The organism is Kitasatospora xanthocidica (assembly GCF_014656195.1).
Taxonomy (GTDB): domain Bacteria; phylum Actinomycetota; class Actinomycetes; order Streptomycetales; family Streptomycetaceae; genus Kitasatospora; species Kitasatospora xanthocidica.
The window spans coordinates 457416-464664 of record NZ_BNBY01000005.1; the positions used below are offsets into that span (position 1 = coordinate 457416).

4 protein-coding genes are annotated in these 7249 nt (G+C 73.9%); 3 read left to right on the plus strand and 1 reads right to left on the minus strand.

The genetic code is table 11. The features are described 5' to 3' along the window. Nucleotides 1-29: 29 nt before the first annotated feature. A complete protein-coding gene (locus tag IE332_RS12340; protein WP_189915823.1) occupies nt 30-2486 on the minus strand; it encodes a YfhO family protein in 2457 nt (818 codons plus the stop codon). Nucleotides 2487-2677: 191 nt separating this feature from the next. Between IE332_RS12340 and IE332_RS12345 the strand changes: the two genes are divergently transcribed. From IE332_RS12345 to cimA, 3 genes are all read left to right on the plus strand, one after another. Beyond that, nucleotides 2678-3715 (plus strand): 3-isopropylmalate dehydrogenase, encoded by a 1038-nt coding sequence (locus IE332_RS12345; RefSeq protein WP_189915824.1) that lies wholly within the window; start codon nt 2678-2680, stop codon nt 3713-3715. A gap of 276 nt (nt 3716-3991) precedes the next feature. Beyond that, nucleotides 3992-5104, plus strand: coding sequence for a branched-chain amino acid aminotransferase (locus tag IE332_RS12350; RefSeq protein ID WP_189915825.1), 1113 nt, complete (start codon nt 3992-3994; stop codon nt 5102-5104). Between the two features lie 386 nt (nt 5105-5490). Continuing rightward, nucleotides 5491-7095: a citramalate synthase gene (gene cimA / locus IE332_RS12355; RefSeq protein ID WP_189915826.1), complete on the plus strand. Its 1605-nt coding sequence runs from the start codon at nt 5491-5493 to the stop codon at nt 7093-7095. The last annotated feature ends 154 nt before the right edge of the window (nt 7096-7249 follow it).

Below are 7249 nucleotides of genomic sequence, written 5' to 3' on the forward strand. Positions count from 1 at the left end.
ATCGTCGGCGGGCCGCCCTAGGCGTTCCGTCAGGCGGTTCGCTGTCGGGCGCGGCGGCGGGTGAGGTGGCCGGCGGCGGTGACCAGGGCGAGGACGGCGGCGGTGGCGGCGGTGACGGTGAGGCCCTCGGTGAGGCCGGGCGGGCGGAAGGAGCAGGAGATCCGGGAGGCGCCGGGGCCGAGGGGGACGCCGATCATGCCCAGCACCGGGGTGGGCGCCGCGGACCGGCCGCCGTCGACGGCACAGGTCCAGCCCTCCGCGGCGGGGACGGAGAGCAGCGCGGTGCCGGTGGAGCCCGCCGGGAGGGTGGCCGCGACGGTGTGCCCGCCGGCCTCCACCCGGGTGGCGCCGGTGGCGGTGAGCCGGGCGACGGCGGCGTCCAGGGCGTCGGTCCGCAGGCAGCCGATCGGGCGGGCGGGGACCTGGCTGACGGTGTCGGAGCGCAGCGTCACCCGGACCACCCCGTCCGCCGGGACGGTCCCCAGCCGGTGGATCGCCACGGCCGTGGTGGGCTGCTCGCCGTCGCTGCGGTAGCCGGTGCCGAGGCCGCTGACCGTGCCCCGGTACCAGACGCCGTGGAAGTAGGCCGTCGACCCGGGCGTGCAGGCGGCGGTGAACACGGTGCCCTCGTCGCCGGGCGGCACCGACCAGCCGCTGGTGCCGTGCAGGATGGGCGCCGGTCCGCCGGCCGGGACGGGCAGCGGGGCGTCGTACACCTGGCTGCCGAGCAGCGACTCCTGGCGGGACCAGACCGAGGAGGTCTCCGTCCGGGCGCCCGGCGGCAGCACGGTGACCAGCGGTGGTGCGGCGGCCCGGCCCTGGGCGAGCCCGTACGGCGGCGGGCCGTCGTCCAGGTGGGCGCGGACGGCGAACAGCGCCTGCCCGACCGGGTCGGTGACGCTCGCGGTCTGCCGCCCGCCGGCCGTCCAGCCCGCGCCGAGGTCGTGCAGCAGCAGGGCGGCGACGGTCGGCAGGTAGCCGCTGAAGTAGCCGCCGCCCTGACCGCCGAGCAGCAGCGGGTCGTTGGTGGTGAAGGCGTGCGGGCCGGGGTCGCTGCGGCCCCGCGGCCAGTCGTCGGCCGTCCGGACGGCCGTGTGCCCGGCCCGTACGGCGGCCGGGGAGAGCCCGTCGGGGGGCGTCGCGCCGAGCGCCGCGTACCCGGACCAGACGGCGTTGCCGAGCACCGTGCCGCCGATCACCCAGGTGGCCACCGCGTTCGCCCGGCGGTCCGGGTGCCGACGGTCCAGCACCCAGAGGGCGGTGAGCAGGACGGCGCCGCCGGCGCCCAGCAGCACCCAGGTGGCGGGGCGGACCGAGTGCCGGCCCGCCGCCAGGCCGGCGATCACCGCGACCGCGCCGACGCCGCCCAGCAGGGTGAGCGGGTCCGGCCGGTGCGACAGCGACACCCAGCCGGCCAGCACCAGCAGCCCGCTCAGCACGAAGGCCACCCGGTACGGCCCGCCGGCCGGGATCGCCAGGCCGTGCCAGACCAGGACGGTCGGGGTCCAGAGGAAGCCGAGCACCACCAGCACCAGTGCCGCGCACCAGGCCGCCCGCTCCCGCGGCCGCACCCGCCGGTTGAACGGCAGCCCGCAGACCAGCAGCAGCCCGAGCACGCCGATCGCCACGTCCGGCAGCGCCCGTCCGCCGTGGGCGGCGGGCAGCAGCTGGGCGAGGTGGCCGCCGAGGCCGGACGGGCCGAGCGGCTGCACCGGGGACTCGGGCTGGGCGCCCCGGGCGGCCCGGACCGCGACGAACAGCACCGGGGCGGCGAGCAGCACCCCGGCGGTGACCATGGTGACCGCCCGGCCGGTGGCCCGGACCCGTCGGCGCTGCGGCATCGGGGAGGCGAGCAGCCGGACGGCGAACAGCAGCGCGGCCGCCAGGGTGGCCAGGGCGGCGGTGTACAGGTTGCCGGCCCAGGCCAGGGTGACGCACAGGGTGCCGGCCACCCAGCGCCGCTCGTGCAGGCACCAGTCGGTGGCGAGGCCGAGCAGCGGCAGCGAGACCAGGCCCCAGAGCCACATCGGCGCGGCCCCGCCGACGTCCAGCACCCAGGCGCACAGCCCGTACCCGACGGCGGCGAGCGCCCGCAGCGGGCCCGGGCCGGCGTGCAGCCGGCCGAGCAGGCGGGCCATCAGGGCGGTGCCGAGGCCGATGGTGGCGAGGGTGACCAGGAGGACGGCGAGTTCGCCGCGGTCGCGGGGGAGGAGGGCGGCGAACCAGGAGAACGGGTTCATCAGGTAGGCGAAGAAGTCCGCCAGGAACGGGACGCCGTACCCGCTGTTCCAGTTGAACAGCAGGTCCCCGGCGGTGTCCCCGTGCAGCAGGTCCCACAGGTGGGCGTGGTAGGGCACCGCGACCGCGTCCGCCCCGGCCGGCCACCGTCCGCGCAGCCCCGCCGCCAGCGCGTACCCGCCCGTGGCCAGCGCCGCCGCGCCCCCGCAGACCAGCCCCTCCCGTCGCCGCTCGCTCCTCACCGACACGCCCCGTTCCACCAGTGACCCCGCACCTCGCCACCCTAAGCGCGCCCCCCGCGCGGGATCCGACGCACGCGCTCCTTCGAAGGGGTGACGCACCGTCGGGACGGGCGGCGCCATCACCCGGACGTGTAAGGAGCTGTCCGGATGGTGGACGTGAGGTGTCAGCCCCTGGGACGGCGGAGTAGGGTCCGAGCATGTCTCGCACCATTCGTCTCGCAGTTGTTCCCGGTGACGGCATCGGCCAGGAAGTGGTGGCCGAAGGCCTCAAGGTCCTGGGCGCCGTGCTTCCCGCCGACGTGAAGCTGGAGACCACCGAGTACGACCTCGGGGCCCGGCGCTACCACCGGACGGGGGAGACGCTGCCGGACGACGTGCTGGCGGAGCTGAAGTCGCACGACGCGATCCTGCTGGGTGCCATCGGCGACCCGAGCGTGCCGTCGGGGGTGCTGGAGCGCGGGCTGCTGCTCAAGCTGCGCTTCGCCTTCGACCACCACATCAACCTGCGTCCGGGGCGCCTGTTCCCCGGGGTGGAGTCCCCGCTGGCCGGCCAGCCGGAGATCGACTTCGTGGTCGTCCGCGAGGGCACCGAGGGCCCGTACGTCGGCAACGGCGGCACGCTGCGCACCGGGACGCCGCAGGAGGTGGCCACCGAGGTCAGCCTGAACACCGCGTACGGCATCGAGCGCGTGGTGCGCGACGCCTACCGGCGGGCCCAGGCGCGGCCGCGCAAGAAGCTCACCCTGGTGCACAAGAACAACGTGCTGGTGCACGCCGGGCACCTGTGGACCCGGATCTTCGCCGAGGTCGGCCGGGAGTTCCCCGAGGTCACCACCGACTACCTGCACGTCGACGCGGCGACGATCTTCTTCGTCACCCAGCCCGAGCGCTTCGACGTCATCGTCACCGACAACCTCTTCGGCGACATCCTGACCGACCTGGCCGCCGCCGTCACCGGCGGGATCGGCCTGGCCGCGAGCGGCAACATCAACCCGGGTGGCGAGTTCCCGTCCATGTTCGAGCCGGTCCACGGCTCGGCACCGGACATCGCCGGCCAGGGCAAGGCCGACCCGACCGCCACCGTGCTGTCGGTCGCGATGCTGCTGGAGCACCTGGGCTTCGCCGCCGAGGCCGCCCGGGTCGAGGCCGCCGTCGCGGCGGACCTGGCCGAGCGCTCCGGCACCCGCAGCACCTCCCAGGTCGGCGACGCGCTCGCCGGCCGAGTATCCGGGTAGCGGGCCGGATCCGAGCGGAGGTCCGGCCCGTCGGCCGGATCCGAGAACGGGATCCGGCCGGTCGGCCGGATCGCGACAAGGTTTCCGGCCAGGTGGGCCGGACCGCATAACCGCAGCTTGCAGCTCTCAAAGGAGCCGGCGGCTGTTCGGCACGGCCCTCTGGATGCGAGTATCGACAGTGGGCCGTGCCGTCGTGCGTTCGTTTCGGCGTTCGATCGCCGAAACGTTCATTCGACGGTGGCGGCCCGGACCAACCCCACGGTGAAGGAAACAGCCATGAGCACGCCCACCCCGGCGCCCATCACGTTCGACCTCAAGCCCTCCGCGCACCCGCTGCCCGCAGCGGAGCGCCAGGCCCGGCTGACCAACCCGGGCTTCGGTCGTATCTTCACCGACCACATGGTCACCATCCGCTGGACCGAGGGCGTGGGCTGGCACGACGCCCAGCTGGCGCCGTACGCGCCGCTGGAGATCGACCCGGCGAACATGACCCTGCACTACGGCCAGGCGATCTTCGAGGGCCTGAAGGCCTACCGCCAGGCCGACGGCTCCATCGCCACCTTCCGCCCGGAGGCCAACGCCGCCCGCTTCCAGGCCTCGGCCCGCCGCCTGGCGATGCCGGAGCTGCCGGTCGAGACCTTCGTCGAGGCCGTGGAGCTGCTGGTCCAGCAGGAGCAGGAGTGGGTCCCGAACGAGCCGGAGCAGAGCCTCTACCTGCGTCCGTTCATGTTCGCCACCGAGGTCGGCCTGGGGGTCCGCCCCGCCAACTCCTACCTGTTCATGATCATCGCCTCGCCGGCCGGCGCCTACTTCCAGGGCGGCATCAAGCCGGTCTCGGTCTGGCTGTCCAAGGAGTACGTCCGGGCCGCTCCCGGTGGCACCGGCGCCGCCAAGTGCGCCGGCAACTACGCCGCCTCGCTGGTCGCCCAGGCCCAGGCCGCCGAGAAGGGCTGCGACCAGGTCGTCTGGCTCGACGCCGCCGAGCACCGGTGGGTCGAGGAGATGGGCGGCATGAACCTGTACTTCGTCTTCGGCGAGGGCGCCGACGCGAAGATCGTCACCCCGGAGCTGTCCGGCGCCCTGCTGCCCGGCATCACCCGTGACTCGCTGCTCCAGCTCGCCACCGACCTCGGCTACGCCGTCGAGGAGCGGAAGATCTCCACCGACGAGTGGCAGCAGGCCAACGCCGACGGCACCCTCACCGAGGTCTTCGCCTGCGGCACCGCCGCCGTCATCACCCCGGTCGGCTCGGTCAAGTCCGCCGCCGCCGACTGGACCGTCGGCACCGGCGAGCCCGGCCCGATCACCATGGAGCTGCGCAAGGCGCTGCTGTCGATCCAGGGCGGCCAGACCCCCGACACCCACAACTGGCTGCACAAGATCGTCTGATATTCGGACCGAAGGACCGCCGCCGGCCTGCCCTGTTCCGCATCGCGAGACGGGCGGGCCGGATCCCGGCGGCTGTGCCAGACTGCCAGCGTGTCCTCGCTTTCGCTGATTATCGGCAGCAGGCGCGCCGGTCCGCAGTGACCGCTTCCGCAGGACCCGACGCGGAGCGACCACGACGTCCAGACCCGCGCGCAGACCTCTCGCACCCGCGAGGGGTCTTTTTGCTTTCGGGCACAGCCCCCGACGAGCACGACCTCCGGACCGGCCGACGGCCCCCACAAGGGGCTCGGGACACCGGAGCGGCGCGCGAGATCCTGGACAGTGGAGCCGGGACGAGAAAACCGGCCAGAGCAGTACGAACCTCCCCGAACGGAGAACCAGGGGTCATGACCGAGGTCAGCCGCACCGACGACAGTTTCCACGTGTTCGACACCACGCTGCGCGACGGCGCCCAGCGGGAGGGCATCAACCTGACGGTGGCGGACAAGCTGGCCATCGCCCGGCACCTGGACGAGTTCGGGGTCGGCTTCATCGAGGGCGGCTGGCCCGGGGCCAACCCGCGGGACACCGAGTTCTTCGCCCGCGCCGCCGCCGAACTGGAGCTGGCGAACGCGCAGCTGGTCGCCTTCGGCGCCACCCGCCGGGCCGGCGGCCGGGCCGCGGACGACCCGCAGCTGGCCGCGCTGGTCAGCTCCGGCGCCCCGGTCGTCACCCTGGTCGCCAAGGCGCACGACCGGCACGTGGAGCTGGCGCTGCGCACCACGCTGGACGAGAACCTGGAGATGATCCGGGACAGCGTCGAGTTCCTGCGCGCCCAGGGCCGCCGGGTCTTCATCGACTGCGAGCACTTCTTCGACGGGTACCGGGCGAACCGCGAGTACGCCCTGGCGGTGGTCCGCACCGCGCACGAGGCCGGGGCGGACGTGGTGGTGCTCTGCGACACCAACGGCGGGATGCTGCCGGCCGGCGTCCGGGAGACCGTCGCCGAGGTCCTGGCGAGCACGGGCGCCCGGCTCGGCATCCACGCCCAGGACGACACCGGCTGCGCGGTCGCCAACACCCTGGCCGCGGTGGACGCCGGGGCCACCCACGTCCAGTGCACCGCCAACGGCTACGGCGAGCGGGTCGGCAACGCCAACCTGTTCCCGGTGGTCGGCGCGCTGGAGATCAAGTACGACCGCCGGGTGCTGCCCGCCGGCCGGCTGGCCGAGATGACCCGGATCTCGCACGCGATCGCCGAGCTGGTCAACCTGACCCCCTCCACCCACCAGCCCTACGTCGGCTACTCGGCCTTCGCCCACAAGGCGGGCCTGCACGCCTCCGCCATCAAGGTCGACCCGGACCTGTACCAGCACATCGACCCCGAGCGGGTCGGCAACACCATGCGGATGCTGGTCTCCGACATGGCCGGCCGCGCCTCCGTCGAGCTCAAGGGCAAGGAGCTCGGCTACGACCTCTCCACCGACCGGGACCTGGCCGGCCGGGTGGTGGCCAAGGTGAAGGAGCAGGAGAACCTCGGCTACACCTACGAGTCCGCCGACGCCTCCTTCGAGCTGCTGCTGCGCGACGAGGTGCGCGGCAGCCGGGACCGCTTCTACACCCTGGAGTCCTGGCGGACCATCAGCGAGCAGGGCCCGAACGGGATCTCCGGCAACGAGGCGACCGTCAAGCTCCGGGCCAAGGGCGAGCGCCGGATCGCGGTGGGCGAGGGCAACGGCCCGGTCAACGCGCTGGACCAGGCGCTGCGCACCGCGCTGGAGGGCATCTACCCGCCGCTGGCCACCTTCGAGCTGGTGGACTACAAGGTCCGCATCCTGGAGGGCCAGCACGGCACCGGCTCCAAGACCCGGGTGCTGATCGAGTCCACCGACGGCACGGCCACCTGGTCCACCGTCGGCGTCGCCGACAACGTGGTCGCCGCCTCCTGGCTGGCACTGGAGGACGCGTACACCTACGGCCTGATCCGGGCCGGGCTGGACCCGACCGAGTAGCCGGAGCGGGGCAGCGGGACGTGAGGCCCATGGACCGGAAGGTCCGTGGGCCTCACGTGTGCTCGTCCCCGGTCTGTCGGGTCTCTTCGCTCGGGTTCAGCGGAGTCGGGCGAGGAGGGCGTGTTCGACGAGGGTGATGAGGGCGCTCTTGGCG